This window comes from Empedobacter sp. UBA7252, from assembly GCF_002472765.1.
Lineage (GTDB): Bacteria > Bacteroidota > Bacteroidia > Flavobacteriales > Weeksellaceae > Empedobacter > Empedobacter falsenii_B.
On sequence record NZ_DKSQ01000098.1, the window covers coordinates 1 to 23,324 of the forward strand.

Annotated in this window: 24 protein-coding genes; 3 read left to right on the top strand and 21 right to left on the bottom strand. The window is 32.1% G+C overall.

What is annotated here, in order from left to right:
• Positions 1-340: 340 nt before the first annotated feature.
• The 4 genes from B2X73_RS13745 to atpD all read right to left on the bottom strand — a co-directional run bounded on the left by B2X73_RS13745 (position 341) and on the right by atpD (position 5,023).
• Positions 341-1,348 carry a homoserine O-acetyltransferase family protein gene (locus tag B2X73_RS13745; protein ID WP_038336140.1) on the bottom strand — a complete coding sequence of 336 codons (1,008 nt, stop codon included), beginning with the start codon at positions 1,346-1,348 and terminating at the stop codon, positions 341-343.
• Positions 1,349-1,378: 30 nt separating this feature from the next.
• The gene (locus B2X73_RS13750) at positions 1,379-2,686 is read right to left on the bottom strand and encodes an O-acetylhomoserine aminocarboxypropyltransferase/cysteine synthase family protein (protein WP_291047430.1); all 1,308 of its coding nucleotides are present in this window, start codon (positions 2,684-2,686) and stop codon (positions 1,379-1,381) included.
• Positions 2,687-3,135: 449 nt separating this feature from the next.
• Positions 3,136-3,429, bottom strand: a complete 294-nt coding sequence (locus B2X73_RS13755; protein ID WP_280038257.1) for a F0F1 ATP synthase subunit epsilon — start codon at positions 3,427-3,429, stop codon at positions 3,136-3,138.
• An 85-nt stretch (positions 3,430-3,514) separates the two neighbouring features.
• On the bottom strand, positions 3,515-5,023 hold the full coding sequence (gene atpD / locus B2X73_RS13760; protein ID WP_114998651.1) for a F0F1 ATP synthase subunit beta: 1,509 nt from the start codon (positions 5,021-5,023) through the stop codon (positions 3,515-3,517).
• A 188-nt stretch (positions 5,024-5,211) separates the two neighbouring features.
• Here atpD and B2X73_RS13765 point away from each other — a divergent pair, with 188 nt between their 5' ends.
• Positions 5,212-6,141: a bifunctional riboflavin kinase/FAD synthetase gene (locus B2X73_RS13765; protein ID WP_286495649.1), complete on the top strand. Its 930-nt coding sequence runs from the start codon at positions 5,212-5,214 to the stop codon at positions 6,139-6,141.
• Positions 6,142-6,177: 36 nt separating this feature from the next.
• Here B2X73_RS13765 and B2X73_RS13770 read toward each other — a convergent pair whose 3' ends face one another.
• The 4 genes from B2X73_RS13770 to B2X73_RS13785 all read right to left on the bottom strand — a co-directional run bounded on the left by B2X73_RS13770 (position 6,178) and on the right by B2X73_RS13785 (position 9,570).
• On the bottom strand, positions 6,178-7,215 hold the full coding sequence (locus B2X73_RS13770) for a hypothetical protein (protein WP_291047426.1): 1,038 nt from the start codon (positions 7,213-7,215) through the stop codon (positions 6,178-6,180).
• Positions 7,212-7,754, bottom strand: a complete 543-nt coding sequence (locus B2X73_RS13775; protein WP_291047424.1) for an RNA polymerase sigma factor — start codon at positions 7,752-7,754, stop codon at positions 7,212-7,214. Before B2X73_RS13775 ends, B2X73_RS13770 begins: the two co-directional genes overlap by 4 nt.
• A 152-nt stretch (positions 7,755-7,906) precedes the next feature.
• Entirely contained in the window at positions 7,907-8,902 is a 996-nt protein-coding gene (locus tag B2X73_RS13780; RefSeq protein ID WP_038336152.1) for an aspartate-semialdehyde dehydrogenase, read from the bottom strand.
• 257 nt (positions 8,903-9,159) lie between these two features.
• A complete protein-coding gene (locus B2X73_RS13785; RefSeq protein ID WP_038336154.1) occupies positions 9,160-9,570 on the bottom strand; it encodes a BrxA/BrxB family bacilliredoxin in 411 nt (136 codons plus the stop codon).
• A 112-nt stretch (positions 9,571-9,682) separates the two neighbouring features.
• Here B2X73_RS13785 and rnpA point away from each other — a divergent pair, with 112 nt between their 5' ends.
• Positions 9,683-10,063, top strand: coding sequence for a ribonuclease P protein component (rnpA, locus tag B2X73_RS13790; RefSeq protein ID WP_125350577.1), 381 nt, complete (start codon positions 9,683-9,685; stop codon positions 10,061-10,063).
• A gap of 44 nt (positions 10,064-10,107) precedes the next feature.
• Here the strand turns inward: rnpA and B2X73_RS13795 are convergent, their stop codons facing one another.
• The 13 genes from B2X73_RS13795 to B2X73_RS13855 form a co-directional block, all read right to left on the bottom strand.
• Positions 10,108-10,308 (bottom strand): hypothetical protein, encoded by a 201-nt coding sequence (locus B2X73_RS13795; protein WP_125350576.1) that lies wholly within the window; start codon positions 10,306-10,308, stop codon positions 10,108-10,110.
• A gap of 14 nt (positions 10,309-10,322) precedes the next feature.
• The gene (locus tag B2X73_RS13800; RefSeq protein WP_125350575.1) at positions 10,323-10,937 is read right to left on the bottom strand and encodes a MarC family protein; all 615 of its coding nucleotides are present in this window, start codon (positions 10,935-10,937) and stop codon (positions 10,323-10,325) included.
• An 84-nt stretch (positions 10,938-11,021) separates the two neighbouring features.
• The gene (locus B2X73_RS13805; protein ID WP_219034073.1) at positions 11,022-11,774 is read right to left on the bottom strand and encodes a LytR/AlgR family response regulator transcription factor; all 753 of its coding nucleotides are present in this window, start codon (positions 11,772-11,774) and stop codon (positions 11,022-11,024) included.
• An 8-nt stretch (positions 11,775-11,782) separates the two neighbouring features.
• Positions 11,783-12,505 (bottom strand): CPBP family intramembrane glutamic endopeptidase, encoded by a 723-nt coding sequence (locus B2X73_RS13810; RefSeq protein ID WP_260509601.1) that lies wholly within the window; start codon positions 12,503-12,505, stop codon positions 11,783-11,785.
• Positions 12,506-14,026 carry a histidine kinase gene (locus B2X73_RS13815; RefSeq protein WP_291096724.1) on the bottom strand — a complete coding sequence of 507 codons (1,521 nt, stop codon included), beginning with the start codon at positions 14,024-14,026 and terminating at the stop codon, positions 12,506-12,508.
• A gap of 66 nt (positions 14,027-14,092) precedes the next feature.
• Positions 14,093-14,719, bottom strand: coding sequence for a hypothetical protein (locus tag B2X73_RS13820; protein ID WP_291096726.1), 627 nt, complete (start codon positions 14,717-14,719; stop codon positions 14,093-14,095).
• A gap of 158 nt (positions 14,720-14,877) precedes the next feature.
• Entirely contained in the window at positions 14,878-16,671 is a 1,794-nt protein-coding gene (locus B2X73_RS13825) for a BatD family protein (RefSeq protein WP_291047418.1), read from the bottom strand.
• Entirely contained in the window at positions 16,671-17,534 is an 864-nt protein-coding gene (locus B2X73_RS13830; protein ID WP_114998633.1) for a tetratricopeptide repeat protein, read from the bottom strand. The genes B2X73_RS13825 and B2X73_RS13830 overlap by 1 nt, the downstream gene beginning before the upstream one ends.
• Positions 17,535-17,551: 17 nt before the next feature.
• Positions 17,552-18,562: a vWA domain-containing protein gene (locus B2X73_RS13835; RefSeq protein ID WP_291096728.1), complete on the bottom strand. Its 1,011-nt coding sequence runs from the start codon at positions 18,560-18,562 to the stop codon at positions 17,552-17,554.
• Complete coding sequence (locus B2X73_RS13840; protein WP_291047415.1) at positions 18,562-19,578, bottom strand: vWA domain-containing protein; 1,017 nt, start codon at positions 19,576-19,578, stop codon at positions 18,562-18,564. Before B2X73_RS13840 ends, B2X73_RS13835 begins: the two co-directional genes overlap by 1 nt.
• Before the next feature lie 2 nt (positions 19,579-19,580).
• Positions 19,581-20,546 (bottom strand): BatD family protein, encoded by a 966-nt coding sequence (locus B2X73_RS13845; RefSeq protein ID WP_291047413.1) that lies wholly within the window; start codon positions 20,544-20,546, stop codon positions 19,581-19,583.
• Positions 20,546-21,418: a DUF58 domain-containing protein gene (locus tag B2X73_RS13850; protein WP_125350567.1), complete on the bottom strand. Its 873-nt coding sequence runs from the start codon at positions 21,416-21,418 to the stop codon at positions 20,546-20,548. The genes B2X73_RS13845 and B2X73_RS13850 overlap by 1 nt, the downstream gene beginning before the upstream one ends.
• A 25-nt stretch (positions 21,419-21,443) precedes the next feature.
• Complete coding sequence (locus B2X73_RS13855; protein ID WP_407932366.1) at positions 21,444-22,445, bottom strand: AAA family ATPase; 1,002 nt, start codon at positions 22,443-22,445, stop codon at positions 21,444-21,446.
• Positions 22,446-22,706: 261 nt separating this feature from the next.
• Here B2X73_RS13855 and B2X73_RS13860 point away from each other — a divergent pair, with 261 nt between their 5' ends.
• Positions 22,707-23,312: a hypothetical protein gene (locus tag B2X73_RS13860; protein ID WP_038336180.1), complete on the top strand. Its 606-nt coding sequence runs from the start codon at positions 22,707-22,709 to the stop codon at positions 23,310-23,312.
• The last annotated feature ends 12 nt before the right edge of the window (positions 23,313-23,324 follow it).

Consider the following 23,324-nt stretch of genomic DNA (forward strand, 5'->3'; position numbering starts at 1 on the left):
TACTCGTCTTTCGTATTGCGGTTGCAAATATACGGCTGGATTATTCGTTTTTCCAAACATACTTTACTTTTATTTTACATTCTAATCTTAAGTCGCTGGTACAATGGAAAATATTTTTTGTTTTTTTTAGATATGAGAAGTGAGATACGAGGTTTTAAAAGATAAAAGCCCGTTTTTACCGCAGAAAATGATTAGACGTTTTGCTTTTCTTGAACAAAAGAAAAGCAAAATGGATACTTTTGAAGGAACTACTCGGGAGAAATTCTACGAAGTAGAATCTATTTATAAATAAAAAAAGCTCGAATAAATCGAGCTTCATATAATTATTCATTCCATAATATTATACGAGATGTTCCAAAATTGTATTTAATTCTTGTAATTCGACCAAGAAACCATCGTGTCCAAAAATAGAATCAATTTCGATGAATTTTGCATTTGAAATATGATTCGCTATAAATTTTTGCTCACTTGGCGGAAATAATATATCCGAAGATATACCTATAACTATTGTATTGGATGAAATTTGAGCCAATGATTTCTCTAAAGACTCTCTCTTTCGAGCCAAATTTTGTGAATCCATCGCTTTCGAAAGTGTCCAATATGAATGTGCATTAAATCGATTTGCTAATTTTTCACCTTGATATTTTTGATAAGAAGACGCTTTGAAATCGTTGTAAACAGAATCCTTGTCTTTTTGCTTCTGTTCATATATAATATAGGTACGATAAGACAACATCGCAATTGTACGCGCCGCAATCAATCCATTTCTTCCTCCATCCTCAATTTTATCGTTAAAAGTTGAATCGGCTTCGATAGCCAAACGCTGCGATTCGTTGAACGCAATTCCCCATGGAGAATGTACCGCATTTGTCGCCAACAAAACCAAATTATCCACTTTAACTTGATCAAGTAACGTAAATTCTAACGCTTGTTGACCACCGAGTGAACCACCTATTAATAAATGAATAGTTGAAATTCCTAAATGATCTGCCAACAATTGGTGCGCATTTGCCATATCTTTTATCGTAATTGTAGGAAAATCTCGATAATAAGGCGAATTTGTTTCAGGATTTGTAGACAACGGATTTGTCGTTCCATAATTAGAACCAATCACATTGGCGCAAATAATAAAATGATCTTTTGGATTGAATAATTCATTTTCTCCAAAAAGACCAGCCCACCAATCAAAAACATCCGAGTTTGCCGTTAAAGCATGACAAACCCAGATGATATTATTTTTTTCGGGATTCAACGTTCCCGCTGTATGATAAGCAATGGTTAAATTTTCGAGAATTTGACCATTTTCTAATTGAAATGGCTTTGTATAATTATATTGATAAAAATTCACTGAATTAATTTATAGCTAATAATACTTTGTTTACTTAATTTTATCAAAAGCTCGCTGAAGATCATTTTTGATATCATCAATATATTCAATTCCGACAGAAAGACGCAATAAACCAGGAAAAACTCCAGCAGATTTTTGTTCATCATCGCTCAGTTGTTGATGAGTTGTTGCAGAAGGATGAATAATTAACGATTTTGCATCGCCAACATTTGCCAAATGACTAATCAATTCTAAACTATCAATAAATTGATTCGCTTTGTCTGCATCACCTTTAATTTGGAATGATAAAACAGCTCCGAAACCATTTTTCAAATATTTTTTTGCCAAATGATGACTTGGAGAAGTAATTAATCCAGGATAATTCACTTTTTCAACTTGCGGATGAAGTTCTAACCAACGCGCAATTTCTAACGTATTGTCCAAATGTTTCTGAACTCTTAACGACAACGTCTCTAAACCTTGTAACAATAAAAAAGAATTGAACGGTGAAATTGCTGGACCAAAATCGCGCAAACCTTCGACGCGGGCACGAATAATAAACTGAATATTACCAAAAGGACCATTCACTCCAAAAACATCGGAAAAAACTAAACCATGATAACCTTCTGATGGTTCAGAAAATTGTGGAAATCTACCATTACCCCAATTATAATTTCCACCATCCACGATAACTCCACCGATAGAAGTTCCGTGTCCACCGATCCATTTTGTTGCAGATTCTACGACAACGTTTGCTCCATGCTCTAAAGGTTTGAAAATATAACCGCCCACACCAAACGTATTATCCACAATAAATGGAATGTTATATTTTTGTGCAATTGCAGCGATTGCTTCAAAATCTGGAACATTAAAACTCGGATTTCCTATCGTTTCTGCATAAATCGCTTTTGTATTTTCATCAATTAATGATTCAATTTTTGCTGGATCTGCATCTTCAGCAAAGCGAACATCAACACCTAAACGCTTAAAACCAACTTTGAATTGATTATATGTTCCGCCATAAAGATTAGAAGCCGAAACAAAATTATCTCCTGATTCTAAAATATTATTTAAAGCAATAAATTGTGCCGCTTGTCCCGATGAAACAGCTAATGCCGCAACACCACCTTCCAGCGCAGCAATACGTTTTTCGAAAACGTCAGTTGTTGGATTCTGAATTCTTGTGTAAATATTACCAAATTCTTTCAAAGCAAATAAATTTGCTCCGTGTTCGGCATCATTAAATACATAAGAAGATGTTTGATAAATTGGAACAGCGCGAGAGCCTGTTGATGGGTCTACTTCTTGACCTGCGTGTACTTGTAAAGTATCGAAATGTAATTGTTTTTCTGTTGACATAATAAAATTGTTTTGAATGTGACTACGATTAATAAATAGTAGGGTAGGTTAGTTAGCTAAAATTAGCAGCTGCACATTCGAATTTTACTATTGATACAATTATAGATGCTCTGAAGCAGGACGCCGTGTCCAAAAGAATGTTTTTTAGAATTGTACTTCATCTTTAAAAAAATTATTCATTTCTAACTACACTTTGTAGTTTTATATTTTATGTGAAATTAGAATAATTTTCTAAATAATAAAATTTATAATTAGTTTTTAGAAAATAAATCTATTAAATTGATTTAAAAAGAATATTCATGCCAAAAAGTTAAAAATATTTCTTTCGAAATCTATAAAAAGGATTTAAACAGAATAAAATTTGAAGTAAAAAAGAGAATATTAAGTAGAAAACATAAAAAAAGGAGATCAAAATTGATCTCCTTTTAAGTTTTATGATAAAAAAGTAATTAGTTTGCTAAAACGATTACTTTATTATTGCTCATTTCAATTGTTCCTCCTTTGATATCTAACAATAATGTAGATTCGTTTGATGGAGAAGTGTAAACTTTGCCAGATTGATTATCGAAATCTTCGAAAGTTTTTGTGTGAACTTTAATTTTAATTGTTCCTTCACCTAAAGTTGCAACGATAGGAGCGTGGTTATTTAATAACTGAAATTCACCATCTTTACCTGGTAAAGTAACAGCATCTACTTCTGCATCGAAAACTACGAATTCTGGCGTAATAATTTGTAAGTGCATAATCCTATTGTTTTTAAAAAAAAGAGTACTTAGCAACTTTCAAAAAGAAAAGAAACGTAAGCACTCTTTATATGGTTAAATTATATTATTTAGCTTCTGCTAACATTTTTTCTCCAGCTTCAATCGCTTCTTCGATTGTACCACGTAAGTTGAATGCAGCCTCAGGATATTGGTCAACTTCACCATCTAAGATCATGTTGAATCCTTTGATTGTATCTTTGATATCTACTAAAACACCTGGGATACCTGTAAACTGTTCTGCAACGTGGAATGGTTGAGATAAGAAACGTTGGATACGACGTGCACGGTGTACAACTAACTTATCCTCTTCTGATAACTCTTCCATACCTAAAATCGCGATGATATCTTGTAAAGCATTGTAACGTTGTAAGATTTCTTTTACACGTTGTGCTGTTTCGTAATGTTCTTTACCAATAATTGCTGGTGATAAGATACGAGATGTAGAGTTCAATGGATCTACCGCTGGGTAAATACCTAATGAAGCAATTTTACGATCTAATACCGTTGTAGCATCTAAGTGCGCGAAAGTCGTAGCTGGCGCAGGGTCAGTTAAATCATCGGCAGGTACATATACCGCTTGTACAGAAGTAATAGATCCGTTTTTAGTAGATGTAATACGCTCTTGCATAGCACCCATTTCAGTTGCTAATGTTGGCTGATAACCTACGGCTGATGGCATACGTCCTAATAAGGCAGAAACCTCAGAACCTGCTTGTGTAAAACGGAAGATATTATCTACGAAGAATAATACGTCACGTCCTTGACCTTGTCCATCTCCATCACGGAAATATTCAGCTAATGTTAAACCTGTTAAAGCAACACGAGCACGTGCACCTGGAGGTTCATTCATTTGTCCGAAAACGAAAGCTGCTTTAGACTCTTTCATGTTTTCACTGTTTACTTTAGATAAATCCCAAGATCCACCTTCCATAGAGTGCATGAAATCTTCACCGTAATTAATTAATCCAGCTTCAATCATCTCACGCATTAAGTCATTACCTTCACGAGTACGCTCACCAACACCAGCGAATACAGATAAACCTCCGTGTCCTTTTGCGATGTTGTTCATCAACTCCTGAATTAATACTGTTTTACCTACTCCGGCACCACCAAATAAACCAATTTTACCACCTTTTACGTATGGCTCTACTAAGTCAATTACTTTAATACCTGTAAATAAAACTTCTGCAGATGTTGATAATTCTTCGAATTTTGGAGCTGGACGGTGAATAGGTAAACCATTTTCTTTGTCTAAATTCCCTAAACCATCAATAGCATCTCCAACTACATTAAATACACGTCCTTTGATGTTTTCTCCGATAGGAACCATAATTGGTTTTCCTAAAGCGATAACTTCTTGACCTCTTTGTAAACCATCAGAACTATCCATTGCGATACAACGTACAGTATCTTCACCGATGTGTTGCTCAACTTCAAGAATTAATGTTTCTTTTCCTTGACGAGGAACCTCTAATGCATCATAAATATTTGGAAGGCCTTCTGCGTTATCAAAAATAACGTCAATTACAGGTCCAATAACCTGTGCAATCTTACCTTTCTTTTGATTTGCCATTATATGAAATGATTTAGTTTATTTTATTTGGGTGCAAAGGTAAGTTAAAAACATTGTATAATTTATATACTTTTTAAGATTTTTGTCATAATATTTTGATTAGTAATCAGAATATTACAATCAAAGGAAATTAAAAATAGATTTGAAGTTCGATTTGAAAGCCTTAATTTTGTGCAAAATCATTTTTAGTGAACGTTTATCAATCCTTAGAAGAAATCAAACCAATCAAACGTCCTGTCCTTACTTTGGGCATGTTTGATGGTGTGCACATTGGACACCAATCTATTCTAAAACAACTCAATACAATTGCAAAAGAAATTGATGGAAAAAGTGTTTTGATTACTTTTAATCCACATCCTCGAATGGTTTTACAACCAAATTGTGATCTTAAATTTTTGAACACTTTAGAGGAAAAAGAAAATGTTTTGCGTCAATTTGGGTTAGAACATTTGATTATTCAAGCGTTTACAACAGATTTTTCGCAAGTAACTTCTGTCGAATTTGTCAAGAATTTATTGGTTGATAAAATTAATATTGATACGCTAGTGATTGGCTACGATCATCATTTCGGGAAAAATAGAGAAGGAAATTTTGAACAATTACAAGTTCTTTCGAAAAAATATGGTTTCAATTTGATTCAATTGCAAGCTGTCGAAGAAAATGATGTGGCGGTGAGTTCTACAAAAATTAGAAATGCACTTATCGAAGGAAATATCGCGTATGCGAATAAAGCGTTGAACTATCAATATCCGCTTTCTGGAGAAGTTGTTCATGGTGACAAAATTGGTCGTACACTTGGTTTTCCTACCGCTAATTTACAAGTTGATCCCAATAAATTAATTCCAAAAGATGGCGTTTATGCGGTTGATGTTTTTGTGGATGATCAGAAATATTTAGGTTTATTAAGCATCGGATTTAGAGAAACGGTTACCAATTCTCGTGAACATCGAGTAGAAGTGAATATTTTGGATTTTGATCGAGATATTTATGGAGAAACAATTCGCCTTGAATTTTTAGGACATTTGCGAGATGAAAAGAAATTTGATTCGTTAGATGATTTAATCATCGCGATGAATCAAGACAAAGAAAATGCAATAAATTTATATGGAAATAATTAAAAAAAGGTTCGCTAAAAGCGAACCTTTTTTTAATCTCTATTTATTATAATATTTAAATATTTCTTTTTTATTTTTTTCCAAAACTCCCAAAAGCGTCGCATCAACCTTTGGTTCGTTTGTTATTAAAACAATCTTATCATTTACTTTCTCAAATGTAATGACAAGATTATTCGTTGTACTTTCAAACGAAATTTTATCTTTTAATTTCTTTTGTAATTTAAAATTAGTACGTAAAATATCCGATTTTACTGTAAACTTTAAAGGTTTATAAACAATTGCAGATTTGTCAATTACAGATTTTTTTGGCGAAACTTCCATCACCGAAGCTGTTTCTAACGAAGCATTTGCAGCACGTGTTTCTGCAACAACCGTCATTTTCATCACATCAGAAGTATCTTTTAGCTTAGCATTTTGTCTGCTTACACCATTTGCAACTACAATACCAGAAGCTTTTCCAGCTAACTTATCCGAAATAACTGAATCTTTTATAGAACCCAAATTCTGATTACTTGTTTTAGCATATTGTCTTTCTTTTTCTATTGAATCTAAAACCTTAGAACGAGCTTCCATTGCTTGCGGTGCTGATAAAGTAACTGGAGCATTCGATGCAGAAGCATTAGATAATTGAGGAAAATATCCTTCGTCAGCAATTACACTAGCAGAATGTCCTTCAATTACTTTATAAACAGGCTGTTTTGTAACTTTATCATTCTTTACTATTTCTAGAGGTTTTTCCAAATCTTTATCTTTCGATTCCAAAACCACTATTTCTTCTTGTTCAGCAGGCGATTGCTCGATAACTGGGACATTTGTTTTGACAATTTCAAGTGAATTTTCTCTATTTTCAGTATTAATATTCTCGATAAAAAGCACAAAGTAAGGAATCGCAATCAACGCGAAAACGGCAGCAGAAAACCATACACTCGAAACAAATTCGCGAATAGGTTTCTTCTTCTTTTCCTCCTTCTGCAAACCAGATTCAATACGTTTCCACACCAAATCACTCGGCTTTTCGCCGACTGTTTCGCTACTTCTTGATCGAAATAAATCTTCTATTGGATCGTTTGTGTTCACGATAAATTTGATTTTATATTTTCATTCTTACTTAACATATCCTTCAATTTCGTCTTCGCTAAATTAAGTTGCGATTTAGATGTTCCTTCTGTAATGCCCAAACTTTCGGCAATTTCTTTGTGCTTATATCCCTCAATAACGTAAAGGGTAAACACGAGACGACAGCCTTCGGGTAGATAATCGAGGAGTTTCATCACATCATCTTCTTCGATTTGTTGCGAAGCTTCTTGATTAGATGAAATAGAAGAGGAGTAATCGTCTACATTAAGGTGAAAAATTTTATTTTTCCGCAACTCCATCAAACATTCATTAATCATAATTCTTCGCATCCATCCTTCAAAACTTCCTTCGAACGAATAATTTTCAAGATTCTGAAAAATCTTCAAAAAACCTTTTACCAACGCATCTTCCGCTTGTTGTATATCGGTAAAATAACGTTTACAAACCGCAAAAAATCGCGCATCATATTTTTCGTAAAGCAGCCGCTGTGCTTTCGAATCATTGTTGATACAAGCTTTTATGAGTTGTTTTTCGTCCAAAATACTTTTTCTTTCTCAGTGTTTAGATGCGAAAATTACGCTTATGGTTGCTTTGATAGCGTAAAATATTTGTTAAAGTTCTGAAAACTTATTCATTAAACATAAAAAAGTCGCTACAAGAGCGACTTTATATAAGTTTTTAATTGAAAATATTATCCAACTAAATTGTGTTTTACTAGATATTCTGCAATTTGAACCGCATTTGTAGCTGCTCCTTTGCGTAAATTATCCGCAACAATCCAACAATTTAATGCATTTGGTTGAGATAAATCACGACGAATACGACCTACAAAAACATCGTCTTTCCCTTCTGAATAGAAAGCCATTGGATAAGTATTTGTGTCTGGATTATCTTGTACTGTTACACCTTCCTGTTCTGCTAATAATTTGCGAACTTCAGCTAAATCAAAATCATTCTCAAATTCAATATTCACCGACTCCGAATGTCCTCCTTGCACAGGAACACGAACCGCAGTAGCTGTAATATTCATTTCATCCACACGCATAATTTTACGAGGCTCACGAGTCAATTTCAATTCTTCTTTTGTATAACCTGTTTCTTCATCAAACACATCACAATGAGGCAATGCATTTTTGAAAATTTGGTATGGATAAACTTTCGCTACATCACGTCCTTCAATTTCTCCATTCAATTGCTCCACAGCATCTTTACCTGTTCCCGTAACTGATTGATAAGTAGAAACAACTACACGTTTAATTCCGTATTTTTTGTGTAAAGGATTAAGAACCATTACCAATTGAATCGTTGAACAGTTAGGATTTGCGATAATTTTATCATTTGTTGTTAAAATATCTGCATTGATTTCTGGTACAATCAACGGACGATCTGGATCCATTCTCCAAGCCGATGAATTGTCAATTACAGTTGTTCCGACTTCTGCAAACTTAGGCGCCCACTGTTTGGAAGTTTCTCCACCTGCTGAAAAGATTGCGATATCAGCTCGCATTTCTACAGCATCCTGCATTGATACAATTTTGTATTCTTTTCCTTTGTATTCAATAGTTTTTCCTATTGATCTTTCTGATGCTACTGGTATAATTTCAGTGATTGGAAAATTTCTTTCTTCCAAAACTTGGAGCATAACTCTGCCGACCATTCCGGTAGCGCCTACGACTGCTATTCTCATTTGTTTATTAAATAATATATTAAAAAATTTCGAATTGCTAATTTACAGATTATTTTGATACATTTTTCTCTATTTCATAGGTTTAGCAATCAATTTGATATGATATATTTTATGTTATGATGTTAATTCAGGTTTTTAAACTTTTCCTCGAATTAAAATTTATAAAACTCTTTTTTATAAGAATTTTGAACACAAAAAAAGTGGAACAAATTGCTCCACTTTTTAAAATATTTTTGAAATAACCTTCAAATTTAGTCTTAAGCAAACTCGTTGTAAGCTGCTTTTAAATTTTCTGCGATAGCTGCTGCAGAGTGTCCTTCGATGTGGTGACGCTCTAACATATGTACTAATTCACCATCTTTGAATAAAGCAACAGCTGGAGAACTTGGAGGAAATGGAGCAAAAAACTCACGTGCTTTTGCTACAGCATCTTTATCAAATCCTGCGAAAACTGTTGTTAAATGTGTAGGAACTTTATCATTATCTAATGACATTACAACTCCTGGTCTTGCAGCACCTGCAGCACAACCACAAACACTATTTACCATTACCAAAGTTGTTCCTTCTTGTTTGATTGCTGCTTCTACTTGTTCTGGAGTAGTTAAATCTTCAAAACCATTAGAAGTCAACTGAGCCTTCATCGGCATTACTATTTCTGCTGGATACATATTGTTCTTTTTTTGTTTTAAATAAAAATAAATTATTTTCAAAGTTACATAATTCTAAAACTTTTTAGAATACTTACTTTTGCAGTTACAAATTTACGTAGAATTTAGCAATATGAAATTGACTTTTGGTAAGAATGAGAAACTTAAAAGCAGAAAAGCATTCGATGAATTGTTTTCTGATGGAAAAACATTTGTTTCTCATCCGATTAGATTTGTCTACAAAATCAAACCGAAAGCGGATTACAATATAAGAGTAGGAGTAAGTGTTGGAAAGAAAAAATTCAAACACGCGGTTGATCGAAATTTATTGAAACGTCGTGCTAAAGAAGCTTACAGATTGAATAAATTGTTACTTGAACCTAATGAAAATTATTCGGTTGATTTGGTGATGATTTATACTTCTACAAAACATCAACCTTTTGAGGTGATAGAACAATCTGTCAAAACTTTATTAGAAAAATTAAACGAAGCGATACAAACAAAAAAAGATTAATCCTAGGATTAATCTTTTTCATTTATTATAAGTTGTAAAACTGTTTATTTCTTAAGATTTGCTTGCAATCTGAAAAAACTAAAGTATACAGATACTAAAATTAATCCACAAACTGATGCTCCAATTCCTAAAACGCTACGAAAGTTTTCTTCAGCCATAAAACCAGCTTTATAATCCATCTCATATAGGTTGTAACCTAAACCTATCAACAAAACGATTGTCGCGATATAAATATATGTTTTCATTAGATAATGAATTTTTAAATTTTAATTTCATTCATAAACAATGCACCGATATTTGACGTAAATAATTTGATTGCGATTGACAATAAAATTACTCCAAATACTTTTTTCAGTACCGATAAAACGCCAGGTCCCATCCATTTTTCGAGTTTTCCTGCGAATTTCAGCACCAAATATACGATTAACATATTTAATATAATCGCTATCACAATGTTAATATCTGCAAACTGCGAACGAAGCGAAAGTACAGTTGTCAACGATCCCGCACCCGCAACTAACGGAAACGCAATAGGAACGATGGATGCAGAGTTAGATTCGACTCCTTTCTGGATCTCAATTCCTAAAATCATTTCAATAGCGATGATAAAAATCACAAATGCACCAGCCACAGCAAATGACTGAACATCAACACCAACTAATTTCAAAATTTTTGTTCCGAAAAACAAAAACGAAATCATCATAATTCCTGCTGCAATCGAGGCTTTTTCGGACTGAATATGTCCAACTTTGCTCCGAATTCCTACAATAATTGGAATACTTCCTAAAATATCGATAACTGCAAAAAGTACGGCGAAAGTTGTTCCGATTTGATTGAAAGAGAATTTCTGAAAAAATGATATTATATTTTCCATTCGTATTTAGTTATAATTAATTGGTTGATGCAAAAATAGAAGTTTTTATGAACAATTTTTCATAAAAAAGCAATAAATCAATTCTTAATCCAACCAATTCTTAAAATCTGCCACTTTTTCGCGACTCACAATCATATCTTGTTCATTGTAAGTATTCAAAATTATTTTTAATCTTGAATTAGAATACATTGTAATTTCTTTAATCGAATCGATTTGGATGATTTGACTACGATTAATTCTAAAAAACTTTTTCGGGTCGATTTGTTCTTCCACTTTATCCAACGAAAAATCTACCAAATAATTTCGGTTTTCTTTTGTATGAATATACGTTGCTTTGTTTTCGCTAAAAAAACATTCGATATTATCGATTTCTATAATTTTGATTGATGTTCCTATTTTAATCGAAAAACGTTCTTTAAATTTTTCTGTTTGATTATTCGAAAAAAGACTTTTCAATTCATTTAGATTGAAACTTGAAGATGCTTGCTGAAATTGTCTTTCAAATTTTTCAATAGCAAACTTCAATTCCTCTTCATCAACAGGTTTCAACAAATAATCAACCGAGTTTAGTTTAAACGCTTTCAATACATATTCGTCATAAGCAGTCGTAAAAATAATCGCAGACGAAACATCTACTTGATTAAAAATCTCAAATGATAACCCATCTGATAACTGAATATCCAGAAAAATTAAATCAGGATTTGGATTCGTTTTCAACCACGCTACACTTTCTTCTACAGAGTGCAACATTTCGTGTATTTGATAACCCAATTTTTCTACACGTCGCTTTAATAAACGCGCTGCAGGCTTTTCATCTTCTATAATTAGTATTTTCATAGTTTTTTTTAAGTTAATTCACGAATCGGTTTTCTTTCAAAAATTTTGTTCCAAACAAATAATAAAGCAAGTATAATGACAAAAATGATCAATGTTGCAAGATTTGTCTTAGCCATTAAAGCGTGAATTGTAGCTGGAACGATAATCGATTTTGTTCGAATTGTTGAAAAAGTTAATACAAAAGAAAAAACAATGCACAATAACATAAAAATTCCAAAACCTCCAAACTGATCGAAATCTTTAAAAATAAATAAGTGCCAAACTGCCCAAAATATTCCCGTTATAATGCTTTTTATTATCCAAAATATATTGCCTAAAGCATCATTCAAATAACCTCGCCACGTATATTCTTCCATAATATCATAAAGCAACGTAACAGAAATAAAAATCGCTGCCCACAAATGTTTATTAATTCCGTAATCGTTATTTATCCCATAAATTGAATAACCAACGAGTAATATAAATGGAAAAATCAATGTTTTGAAACCTTCTTTTCCTAGAAGAGAGACTTCTTTTTTAACTTTAGAGAATTTATAGAAAAGTAAACTAATTAGAAAAATAATCAACCCATGATTCATATTCCAAGGCAGTTGAAAATCGACTAAACCTCCAAAAATCAATTGTAAAAAATTAGGACATTTACGAATCAGAAAAGTTCCGATTAATATCAATCCATAAAAAATAATTATTCTAACCCAATTTGTTTGCTTTATTTGATTTATAAAATTCATTTATTGCCACTTTTTATTTTGCTCTTTTTCCAAGATTTCTTTGGCTTTATTCTCTTCCCAACCAGAACCATACGCAAAAACTTTTACAGCATTTAGTGCAACGCCCAATCCCCAACCTAAAACTGGCCAATAAAACCACCAATGTCCATTATTTGTAACTAAATTCAGAATAAAAAAGAATAAACTCATTACAACATAAGTTCCTAAATGCGCATAAAACTTTTTCAATTCTTTTGCACGCTCTATTGCACGTAAATAAGCTTGTTGTTCGTCAAAATTTTGTGTATTCATAGTTGTATTTTTTTGTGTTAATATGGGAAGTTCTACACGAAATAGTTGTTCATTTTTTTCGATGTTCACTTCTCGGTTAGAAATTAATTGATAACGATTAATAATATTTTTCAGCCCAATTCCTGTCGAATCTTTAATGGTTTCTTTTGGTTGGAAAGAATTTTCAATTATCAAATAATTATCTTTTTTATAAATTTTAATTTTCAAAGGTTTTTGATCAGATACAATATTGTGTTTAATCGTATTTTCTAATAAAATCTGCAAAGAAAGTGGTACAATAAATTCGGTTTCAGAGAAAGTTATTTGTTCAATTTCGAAATCGATGCTATTTTCAAATCTTAATTTTAGAAGGTTGACATAGGTTTTTGCAAAATTTATTTCTTCTTGAATCGACACAACTTCTTTGTCTTTTTGTTCTAAAACATATCGATAAATCTTAGAAAGTGATGTTGTAAAATCTATTGCATTCTCTGGATTCTCTTCTATTAAACCAGTTAAAACATTCAAACTATTGAATAAAAAATGTGGGTCTAATTGATTTTTTAAGGTTTCGAATTGTGCAGTTGCTGTTTCTGCTTTTGTTGATTCGATAACAATTTTACGTTCTAATTTATTTTTCTTTCTATCAAGAAAATAAAAAAGTGCTAAAAAGAATGTTGTAATTAACGCAACCAAAAAATAGTTAATCGTTTGATCGTAAAAAATATATTTTTGAAGAAGTTGATTTCCAAATTTCACAAAAACATAGTACAAAATCATCGTATAAAAAATTGAACGTAGAAAATACTTTCTTATCATTCTTTGTGAATCAGCTGATTCTGGTAAATTTTGCCTAAAATCATAAAAAATACTCGTATTTACAAAAGATGCTGAAACACTGAACGAAAAATATCCGATAAAATATTTGATGGCTTCTGGATGAAAAAATTGATTGAATGACACATTTGGCGATGTAAAAAATATCACGCTATAAATCAAAACATTGACTACAAATAGAATCAAAATATTGCGAACAATTAACTTTTTGTCAGAAACTATAATTCCATATACAAATTTGTAAATAATAAATCCTAAAATTAAGAAGCTAGTAAAATAACCTAATATTCTTCCTAAATCTTTAGATGATTCGACTATAAAATTGCGTTCATTTAAATTAAATTCTATAAGTAAAATAATTAATGTAAAAATTATTGAAAAAATAATTAACCCTATTTTTTGTACTTTTTCCATATTAAGCAATTAAATTAATCAACCAACAAACAATTTCGTTAATAAACTGAGCGACTAAAGCTATCATTATTGTACGTTTTTACATTCATTTTTCAACAATAGTTCAGCACGATCTTTTCCCCATTTGGGTTCGTTATTCTTTGGCTTTTCAGCATCAAATAAAGCTAAAGATTTTTTTACATTTTTACAATCTTGTGTAATATCTATTCCACTATATTTTGCAGCATTGATATTGAACTCAGACAAACCTAAAACAGAACGTGGATTAGTAGGGTCTAACATCAACGATTTTTGATAGATTTGTACTACTTCTGGATAATAAATTGCTCCATTTTGCATTGGATTCTGCACAATTTCTGCTGTTAAATACAACGCTTTTAAATTTAGAATTTCTACATTTAATGGATTATTTCTGACTAAATCATCGATTTGAGTTTTTACATTCAAAAGAATTTCTTCATTTTTAGCAATATCTTTTGATTCGAACGTTTTCAAAACTTCAGAAAAAGTCAAGTAATATTTAGGCAACCATTCATTTGGATAATCATTTATTAATTGCTTAAAATTAACTTCAGAAGAATGATTTCCTTTGTTCCATTCCGTTAAAGTTTTATTCATATCTGATTCAAATTTATTTTGTGCAAAAGTTGATACAGAAAGTATTGTTGCGATTGTTAAGAAAATTGTTTTCATCATTTGTGTTTTTTAATTTGTTGAGTCAAAGTTCTTACAAACACTTTTCGTTTGAAATTATATGTTACCGAATTGTAAAATATGATGGATGAATTGTAAAATAAAAGGGACAACTCAAAACTGAGATTGTCCCTTTTACTATCTAAAAAACTTGAAATTTATTTTCGTAATAATTCTTCGGAAATATTTTGCGTAGCTTCGAAAACTTCTTCTAAATTTTGATGCAAACCACCAAAGGCATATTTAGCTTGTCGTGCGTTGTTCAGCAACAATTTCCATTGTTCTACGGCTAATTCACTCACACCATTTTCAATCAATTTATTTGCAATCACCTCGTCAGAAAAATGAGCTAAATCTGTATTCGTTTTTAATAGCGCGGCATTACACAAAATATTTTCTTGTAATTGATAAAAATCTTTTTGGTCTTCAACGTTTATTTTTTGCTTCAATTCATCTAATTCAGCAGAAATTTGACTCGAATTTATCGTTGGTTTTTCAACCAAAGTAAACTTTTGGGTTTCTGTTTTTGGTTGGTATGATTCAAAATTATTTTGCTCGTTAAGAGGTTTTATTTTTGGTTCAATTTTTTGTTTTTGTGTCGGGTTATTTTTCTTTCTCATCAAAAATAAACTTCCAGCACTCAATGCAATTACACCACCAGTTAACCACAACCAACCGCTTTTTCCTTCTTTCACATCGTTCGTCATTTCTTCTATTTTATCAGAAATTGTCGAATCTGGTGAATTAGAAGCCACAGCCGTTGCAGAAGAAGTTTTAGAACCTGAAACAGACAAATTAATCGAATCTGATTTCAAGGTTACATATTTCTCTTTAACAGGATCGAAATAACAAAATTCTACAGGCGAAATCGTATATTCTCCTCCAAAATTTGGGACAAGAACTGTTTGCTCAGCAACTTTTCCTTTCATTCCTGTATCATAGGTTTTATATGCATCGCGTTTTTTCGGTGCGAATTTTTCTAAATTTTTTGGCGTCGTAATTTCAGGTAAATTAATCGTATTAAAGTTTCCTGTTCCAATAATTTCAACATCAAAATTTACACTTTCATTGGTTGCAACTTCTTTTTTATCAACCGAAGCGTTCATTTTAAATTGACCAACTGCACCGCTAAAATTCTTTGGCTTTCCTTCTTCTGGAAGTGCTTTTGCATTAATCACAACTGGATTACTACGCACTTCTACAGGCTCCGCTCCATACGTTGTTGGCAACACCACATCTACCGAAAACGGATCGATTTCTATCTTTCCTGGTTTTTGAGGAAAAACATAATAACGTGCAATTTCTTCGGAGAAATATTGTTTTCCTCCAACAATTTCTTGCTTGATATTTTCGGGAGAGCTTTTTACAATTTTTGGGCTTAATCCGTCTAAATTTCCTTGACGAAAGTTTTGTTTACGATTAAGATAAGATAAATCTTTTACGTATAATTTTACTGATAAACCAACTTGTTCGTTCACATAAGGATTCGTTTTCGAAACTTTACTTTGTAGAAAAACAGGCTGCGAAGTATTACTTCTAAAATTGTTGTGCGTCAACCCCGTTCCTTTCACTACAACATCGACAGGTTTCGATGTATAGGTTTTTCCATTAATCACAATTTTAGCAGCTCCAATTCGATATTTACCTTCTTTTTCAGCAACAAAAGCAAGGATAATTCCTTCTTCTATCACTCCTTTTCCATTCACATAAGAAACATTTTGCGAGCGTTGTTCACCTACAATTTGTAATCCATTATGTGGAGGATATTTCATTGGTTGATCAATCGAATAACTATCTGTATTAGATTCGATAAAAAAGCCCACGCTAAATGCTTCTCCTAAACTGACCTGTGTTTTATCTGCATCAGATTTAAAAGAAATTTGTTGTGCTAACGCTGTGATAGACGTTAAGGCAAACACTAAAAAGCTATTTAAAACGCTTGTCGTTGTCATTACCAATCCTTAGATGTTGTTGTTCGTTGTTTTTCTGCTTTTTGTTGAATAATTTTTCGTTGGGTTTTGGCTTCCTGATTTTGCAATGCTTTTAGCAAACCGTCTCCCAAATTATTCTTTGCATTATCTTGTTCTTTTCCGTCTCCATTATTTCCTTGTTTGATTTCTGGAGATTGATTATTTCCTTGTCCTTTATTGTTTCCATTTTCACCACCAGCTTTCGGGTTTCCTCCTTGATTTTGCTGTTTCTGCTGATCAGATTGTTGTTGTTGAGATTGATTCTGATTCTGATTTTGCTTTTGGTTATTTTGGTTTTGTTGATTCTGTTTATTTTGCTGCTGTTGTTGTTTTTGCTGATTATTTTGATCTTGTTTGTTTTGATCTTTATTATCCTTATTATTTTGATCTTTTTGTTTCTCACGTTCTTTTTCTAACATTTTTTTTGCTAATGCATAGTTGTAACGTGTTGCATCATCTTTTGGATCATTTCGTAAGGCTTGTTTGTAATTATCAACAGCATTTTGATAATCTTTTTCCTGCATAAAAGCATTTCCTAAATTGTGATAAGCCAAATGTTTATCATTATTCGTTTTAGATACTTCAGCAGAACGTTTGTAATGCGCTATACTTTCTTTGTAACGTTTTTGTTGAAATAAAGCATTTCCTAAATTGTAATTTGCTTTGACAGAAGTTGGATCTTCCATGGTAGCTTTCTTGTAGGCAACTTCTGCATTATCAAATTTTCCTTTTTGATAATACTCGTTTCCTTCAATAATGTAGCTTTTCGCTTTCGATTGACTATAACCAAAAACGGATAAAAGCATTATTCCTAAAAATCCTATTTGTTTTAAAAAGTACATCATTTTACCATACAAACTTACTATTTCTTTTTGTTAAAAATCTTATATTCAGATGTTAATAATTCCACAAAAAGTAAACAAACCGCAACCGCTAAAAACCACTGATAAATATGATTCATATCTCTTGTTGTAGAGTTAGCAATTTCGTTTTTATCTAATCGGGTTTTATACATTGATAATGCGGATAATGCATCTTGCGTATTATCCAAATGAATGTAAGTTCCGTTTGTATCTTGTGCCAATTTGCGAAGATTTTTATCTTCTAATTTTGTAATAACTATAGAACCTGTTTCGTCCTTTTTATAGTCTTCGGCGTAGCCATTGTAATACATCGGAATTGGAGCTCCTTTATCTGTTCCAACACCAACTGATACAATATGAATTCCGTTATCTTTTGCTATTTTAGAAGCTTGATTAACTGTATTTTCGTTGTCTTCTCCATCCGAAATTAGTACAATTAATTTACTTGTATTCGCCGATCCTTTGAATGTTTTTGCAGCTTCCTGAATCGCATTTAAGTAATTTGTCCCTTGGCTCGAAATTAACTCAGTATTAACATTTTGCAAATAACTTTCGATTGCAGCATAATCATTTGTCAATGGAGAAATCGTGTAAGCATTCGCTGCAAACGCAACCAAAGAAGCTCTATCTCCTCCTAATTGATGTAATGTTTCTGTAATTAATTTTGTTGCTTTTTCTAATCGCGAAGGAGCAACATCTTGTGCATTCATCGAACTTGATAAATCTAACAAGAAAACCATATCAATTCCTTCGCGCTTTACTTGCACATCTCGTTCACCATAAAGTGGATCCATCAATGCAATTACCATTAAAAATAAAGCCACACAAAATGCAATGATTTTGAAACCATAACGCTTTGAAGAAGTGATTGGAAAAACAAATGGAAACAGTTCTTTATCTGCAAATGTTTTCTTTACACGTTCGCGCCATTGAAATACTGTTATCGATAGAAAAATAACGACAAACAATAAAATCATCAACCAAATATTATGTAATTCTCCCCACTGCATTAGATTAATTCTTTAAAAACGGTTCTTCGTAAAATGGCTTCTAATACCAAAATAATGAATGCAGGCAATAAGAATCGTGCAAACAATTCGGTATAATTATAATATTTGACTTCGTTAATCTCTGTTTTTTCAAGTTTATCAATTTCGTTATAAATGTTTTTCAAACTTTCATTGTTTGTTGCACGGAAATATAAACCTCCAGTTTTATCTGCAACTTCTTCTAACAGTTTTTCGTCAATTTGTACAGGACGCATCTCAAAAACGTAATCACCTAACATATCGTAACCAACAGGCATAGGCGCCATTCCGTTTGTTCCAATACCAATTGTATATACTTTTATCCCTTTCTCTGCTGCAATATCAGCGGCTTGTCTCGGTGAAACATACATCAAATCTCCAGAAGGATTTACACTTTCAACACCATCTGTAATCAAAATAACTACTTTAGATTTTGCTTTACTATTTTTAAGATGATTAACAGCTGTTGCCAAACCAACTCCAATTGCTGTTCCATCAGCTAAACTACCAGAATGTAACATTTCGATTTCTTGTATCAAAACATCACGATCTGTTGTTAATGGAACACGTGTCAAAGCTTCTCCAGAATATTCGACCAAACCAACTCTGTCCGTTTTTCTTCCAAGTGAAAAGTCTTTTGCAACTTCTTTTAACGCTGTTAAACGATCTGGTTTCAAATCGCGCGCTAACATACTCAATGACGTATCTACAGTCAATAAAATATCAACTCCTTCGTCCGATTTTACTTTTGTCGTAACATCTACATAACGTGGACGAGCTAAAGCAACAATGCACAAAACCATTGCGATAATTCGCATCAAAAATAAAAGTGGTTTGTACGTCGCTAACGAACTTTTTGCACCTCCAAATGCTTTGAGTGAAGGTAATTTTAAGGATGCTTTTTTCTGGCTCGTTTTGCGAATTTCTCTGAAAATAAAGAAAGGCAAAGCAAGCAATAAGAGTAAGATCCAAGGATTTTGAAACTCAAAATTTAGCATTCCTAATTGTTATTAAACTGTTTATATTTTTCTCCCGTCACTTGATCTTTTTTCAAATCTTCGTTCTCCGGAATTTCTAATGGTTTTACACGATCTACAAATTCATCTACCCAATTTCGGTGCGAAATATTTGTTGGTTCATCAAATTCTTGTTTTGCGAATTTTACCAAATCAGCATCGAACAAAAATTGTTTAAATTTCTGCACATCTTCTGGTAAAACATCTGGTTTTGTCGCAACATATTTTACCAAATCATCCGACAAAATTTCTAATGCCGAAAAGTTATAAATACGTCCTAAATATCGTCTTACAATAAATGATAATTGCGTGTAATATTCTTTTTGTTCACCACGTTTCAAATATTTCTTAGCATCCAAGGCTTTCAGACTTGCTTTCGCTTCGTCATAAGGCGTTTTGTACGAATCTTTGCCAGATAATTTCGATTTTGCGCGAACATATAATACAACCAAAACAATTCCGATAATAAATAAAATCAACGCAATAATGCCGTACAACCAATATTTATTCCAATAATCTCCAATAGAATATTCTTCTTCCATTACAGGTTTTATCGGGAAAATTGCATTTTTCGTTGTATCAACTGCAATATCTTGAATATCAATTTCAAGTTGTTTTGTTGTTAAATCTTTTCCATTTTTCTGAATGATAAATGACGGAATATTAAATTTACCTGCATCATATCCAGTCAATTCTAAATGTTGAACAATTTCAGATTTTCCATCCGTTTTTACAGTGTCAATTTTTTGACCTAAAACTTCGATGTGATGATTAATTGAATCTGAAATCGTAGGAAAAACAACTTTATCTCCTTCTTTGTAATCAATTTTCACTTCATATTGGATTGGCTCGCCAATTTTGATTGTCGTGCGATCTAATTTTGGCGTAATTTCTTGCGCAAACGAAAATTGAAGGATAAAAAAACTTACTAAAAGCAATAAATTCTTCATTAGGCTTTATGACTTTTAAAGTAGTTTAACAATGGGCGAACATAATCTTCGTCGGTACGAATACTGATTGCGCCTGAATGATTTTTTTTGAAAATAGATTGATAACGTTGATCTAAATCGCGATAATATTGCGCATATTGTTGACGCAATTTCTTCGATGAAGTATCAATCAAGCGGATTTCACCTGTTTCGTTATCTTGCACATGAACCAAACCTACATCTGGAAAAGATTGTTCTTTTTCATCATAAACTCTAATTCCAGTCACATCATGTTTTTTTGCCACGATTCGCAATGCTTTTTCATAATCAGACGAATCAATAAAATCTGAAAGAATAAAAACATTTGATTTTCGGCGAACCAAATTCATAAATGTTTCCAAAGTCTCTGCTAAATCAGTTTTCTTACTTTTTGGCTCATACGAAACAATTTCTCTCACCAAACGCAACACATGTTGTTTTCCTTTTTTGGGTGGAATAAATTTCTCCACTTGATCCGAATATAATATCAAACCAACTTTATCATTATAGGTAATTGCCGAAAAAGCCAATGTAGCGCTCAATTCAGCAATCGTTTCCATTTTAATTTGTTTTCGTGTTCCAAAGTTTTCAGAATTCGAAACATCAACCAATAAAAACATGGTTAATTCTCGTTCTTCTTCAAAAACTTTTACATAAGGTTCGCTATATCGAGCCGTTTTATTCCAATCGATATTACGAACGTCATCACCGTATTGATAAGGACGAATTTCACTAAAAATCATACCTCTTCCTTTGAATGAACTGTGATATTCACCCATAAAAAGGTTGCTCGCTTTACGCTTGCTTTTTAGCTCAATACGTTTTACACGTTTGATGATTTCTTTTGCATCCAAAGTTTAAATGATTTTGAATAGTGGTTTAAGGAACTGGAACAACATTAAGAATATTGTCTATAATTTCTTCTGGCGTAACATTTTCTGCTTCTGCTTCGTAGCTAATTCCGATACGGTGACGCAACACATCTTTTGCCATTGCACGTACATCGTCTGGAATAACATAAGCGCGTTTGCGTAAAAATGCATACACTTTTGAAGCTTGTGCCAAATTGATCGATCCACGAGGCGAAGAACCAAACGAAATCATTGGAACCAATTTTTCTAATCCAACTTTTTCTGGAAAACGAGTCGCGAAAATAATATCCAAAATATATTTTTCAATTTTTTCGTCCATATAAACTTGTTTCACCATTTCGCGCGCATCCAACAATTCTTGAATAGAGATTACTTTCTCAATTTTTGGAAAAGATTGATTAATCGAATTTCTTAAAATCAAACGTTCTGCTTCAAATTCTGGATAAGTAATGACCGTTTTCAACATAAAACGGTCAACTTGTGCTTCTGGCAAAGGATAAGTTCCTTCTTGTTCCACCGGATTTTGAGTCGCCAAAACCAAGAAAGGTTTTTGTAACAGATACGTTTCGTCACCAATTGTTACTTGACGCTCTTGCATTGCTTCTAACAAGGCAGATTGTACTTTTGCAGGCGAACGGTTAATCTCATCAGCTAAAACAAAATTGGCGAATATTGGTCCTTTTTTGATTCTAAAATCGTTTTCTTTTACATTATAAATAAGTGTCCCCACAACATCGGCAGGTAACAAATCTGGTGTAAATTGTATACGAGAAAAAGATCCATCAACAGCATCAGATAATGTTTTAATAGCTAATGTTTTTGCTAATCCAGGAACACCTTCTAATAAAACGTGTCCATTTCCAAGTAATCCGATTAATAGACTTTCAATCATTTTTTCTTGTCCAATAATCGCTTTATTTATTTCCGATGTCAACCTTGCAATGCTTTCGCTTTTTGCTTCTATTTGTTGGTTTAGTTGTTGTATATCCAAAATTTCGTTGAAATTAATGTTTATATTATTGATTCAAATTTCCTCTAAAATTAACAAATACAATTGATTTAGAAATTAAAACTTTCATACAATATTGTTAAACTTTGTTAAGACAAAAGTAGTGTACCAAACGTTTTGATTATTATTTTCAGTAAAATTTTTCCAAGACTTACAAACTATTTATAAACAATAAACGTTTCTAAATAATATTTCTTTAAATGATTATACAATAACTATTTAAAGAATATTTATATTTTGCTGAAATTTATTAAAACTATTATGAAAAACTATTTATTATTAATCATTATTGTACTCGGTTCAAACATTTATGCTCAAAAAGAGAAAGTAAAATCTGGTACTGTCGATTTCTTAAAAGGACAATCTAAAATGAAAGTTATTTTTGACTATTCAAATCTAAAAATTAATGCAGATAGCATTACAGAAGCAGAATATGTTCAAAAAAAGATTGTTGATCTAAATGGCAAAAATGCTGGAAATGGAGATATTTGGAATGATAAATGGACTGGTGCAAAAGAGTCTATCTGGGAACCAAAATTTATGGAGTTATTAACTAAATATGGTGCAAAATCTACTGGAATTTCATTCTCTGAAAACGCTACAGATGCTCCTTACACAATGATTGTTAAAGTTGATTGGATTTATCCAGGTTGGGATGCATTTGTAATGAAACAAGCTGCAAAAGTATCTACAACTATTACTATTGTTGATTCTAATAATTTTGAAGATAAAAAATTTGTTGTCAATTATAAAGAAGCTCCAGGAACTCAATTCGGTAATAATTATAGTGATGAATCGAGAATTGGAGAAGGGTTTGCAAAAACTGCTAAAACTTTTTCTAAAATGTTAGAGAAAAAAATAAAATAATCTTTCAAAAAA

What these genes read in the sequence shown, in the direction of transcription:
- B2X73_RS13750 (WP_291047430.1), bottom strand. Translation starts at nt 2,686, where the DNA reads ATGTCAACAGAAAAACAATTACATTTCGATACTTTACAAGTACACGCA.
- B2X73_RS13755 (WP_280038257.1), bottom strand. Translation starts at nt 3,429, where the DNA reads ATGCACTTACAAATTATTACGCCAGAATTCGTAGTTTTCGATGCAGAA.
- atpD (WP_114998651.1), bottom strand. Translation starts at nt 5,023, where the DNA reads ATGGCAAATCAAAAGAAAGGTAAGATTGCACAGGTTATTGGACCTGTA.
- B2X73_RS13780 (WP_038336152.1), bottom strand. Translation starts at nt 8,902, where the DNA reads ATGAGAATAGCAGTCGTAGGCGCTACCGGAATGGTCGGCAGAGTTATG.
- B2X73_RS13785 (WP_038336154.1), bottom strand. Translation starts at nt 9,570, where the DNA reads ATGTATCCAGCAGAAATAGTAATGCCGATGAAGGCTCAGTTGACTTCT.
- rnpA (WP_125350577.1), top strand. Translation starts at nt 9,683, where the DNA reads ATGAAATTGACTTTTGGTAAGAATGAGAAACTTAAAAGCAGAAAAGCA.
- B2X73_RS13795 (WP_125350576.1), bottom strand. Translation starts at nt 10,308, where the DNA reads ATGAAAACATATATTTATATCGCGACAATCGTTTTGTTGATAGGTTTA.
- B2X73_RS13800 (WP_125350575.1), bottom strand. Translation starts at nt 10,937, where the DNA reads ATGGAAAATATAATATCATTTTTTCAGAAATTCTCTTTCAATCAAATC.
- B2X73_RS13805 (WP_219034073.1), bottom strand. Translation starts at nt 11,774, where the DNA reads ATGAAAATACTAATTATAGAAGATGAAAAGCCTGCAGCGCGTTTATTA.
- B2X73_RS13810 (WP_260509601.1), bottom strand. Translation starts at nt 12,505, where the DNA reads ATGAATTTTATAAATCAAATAAAGCAAACAAATTGGGTTAGAATAATT.
- B2X73_RS13815 (WP_291096724.1), bottom strand. Translation starts at nt 14,026, where the DNA reads ATGGAAAAAGTACAAAAAATAGGGTTAATTATTTTTTCAATAATTTTT.
- B2X73_RS13820 (WP_291096726.1), bottom strand. Translation starts at nt 14,719, where the DNA reads ATGAAAACAATTTTCTTAACAATCGCAACAATACTTTCTGTATCAACT.
- B2X73_RS13825 (WP_291047418.1), bottom strand. Translation starts at nt 16,671, where the DNA reads ATGACAACGACAAGCGTTTTAAATAGCTTTTTAGTGTTTGCCTTAACG.
- B2X73_RS13830 (WP_114998633.1), bottom strand. Translation starts at nt 17,534, where the DNA reads ATGATGTACTTTTTAAAACAAATAGGATTTTTAGGAATAATGCTTTTA.
- B2X73_RS13835 (WP_291096728.1), bottom strand. Translation starts at nt 18,562, where the DNA reads ATGCAGTGGGGAGAATTACATAATATTTGGTTGATGATTTTATTGTTT.
- B2X73_RS13840 (WP_291047415.1), bottom strand. Translation starts at nt 19,578, where the DNA reads ATGCTAAATTTTGAGTTTCAAAATCCTTGGATCTTACTCTTATTGCTT.
- B2X73_RS13845 (WP_291047413.1), bottom strand. Translation starts at nt 20,546, where the DNA reads ATGAAGAATTTATTGCTTTTAGTAAGTTTTTTTATCCTTCAATTTTCG.
- B2X73_RS13860 (WP_038336180.1), top strand. Translation starts at nt 22,707, where the DNA reads ATGAAAAACTATTTATTATTAATCATTATTGTACTCGGTTCAAACATT.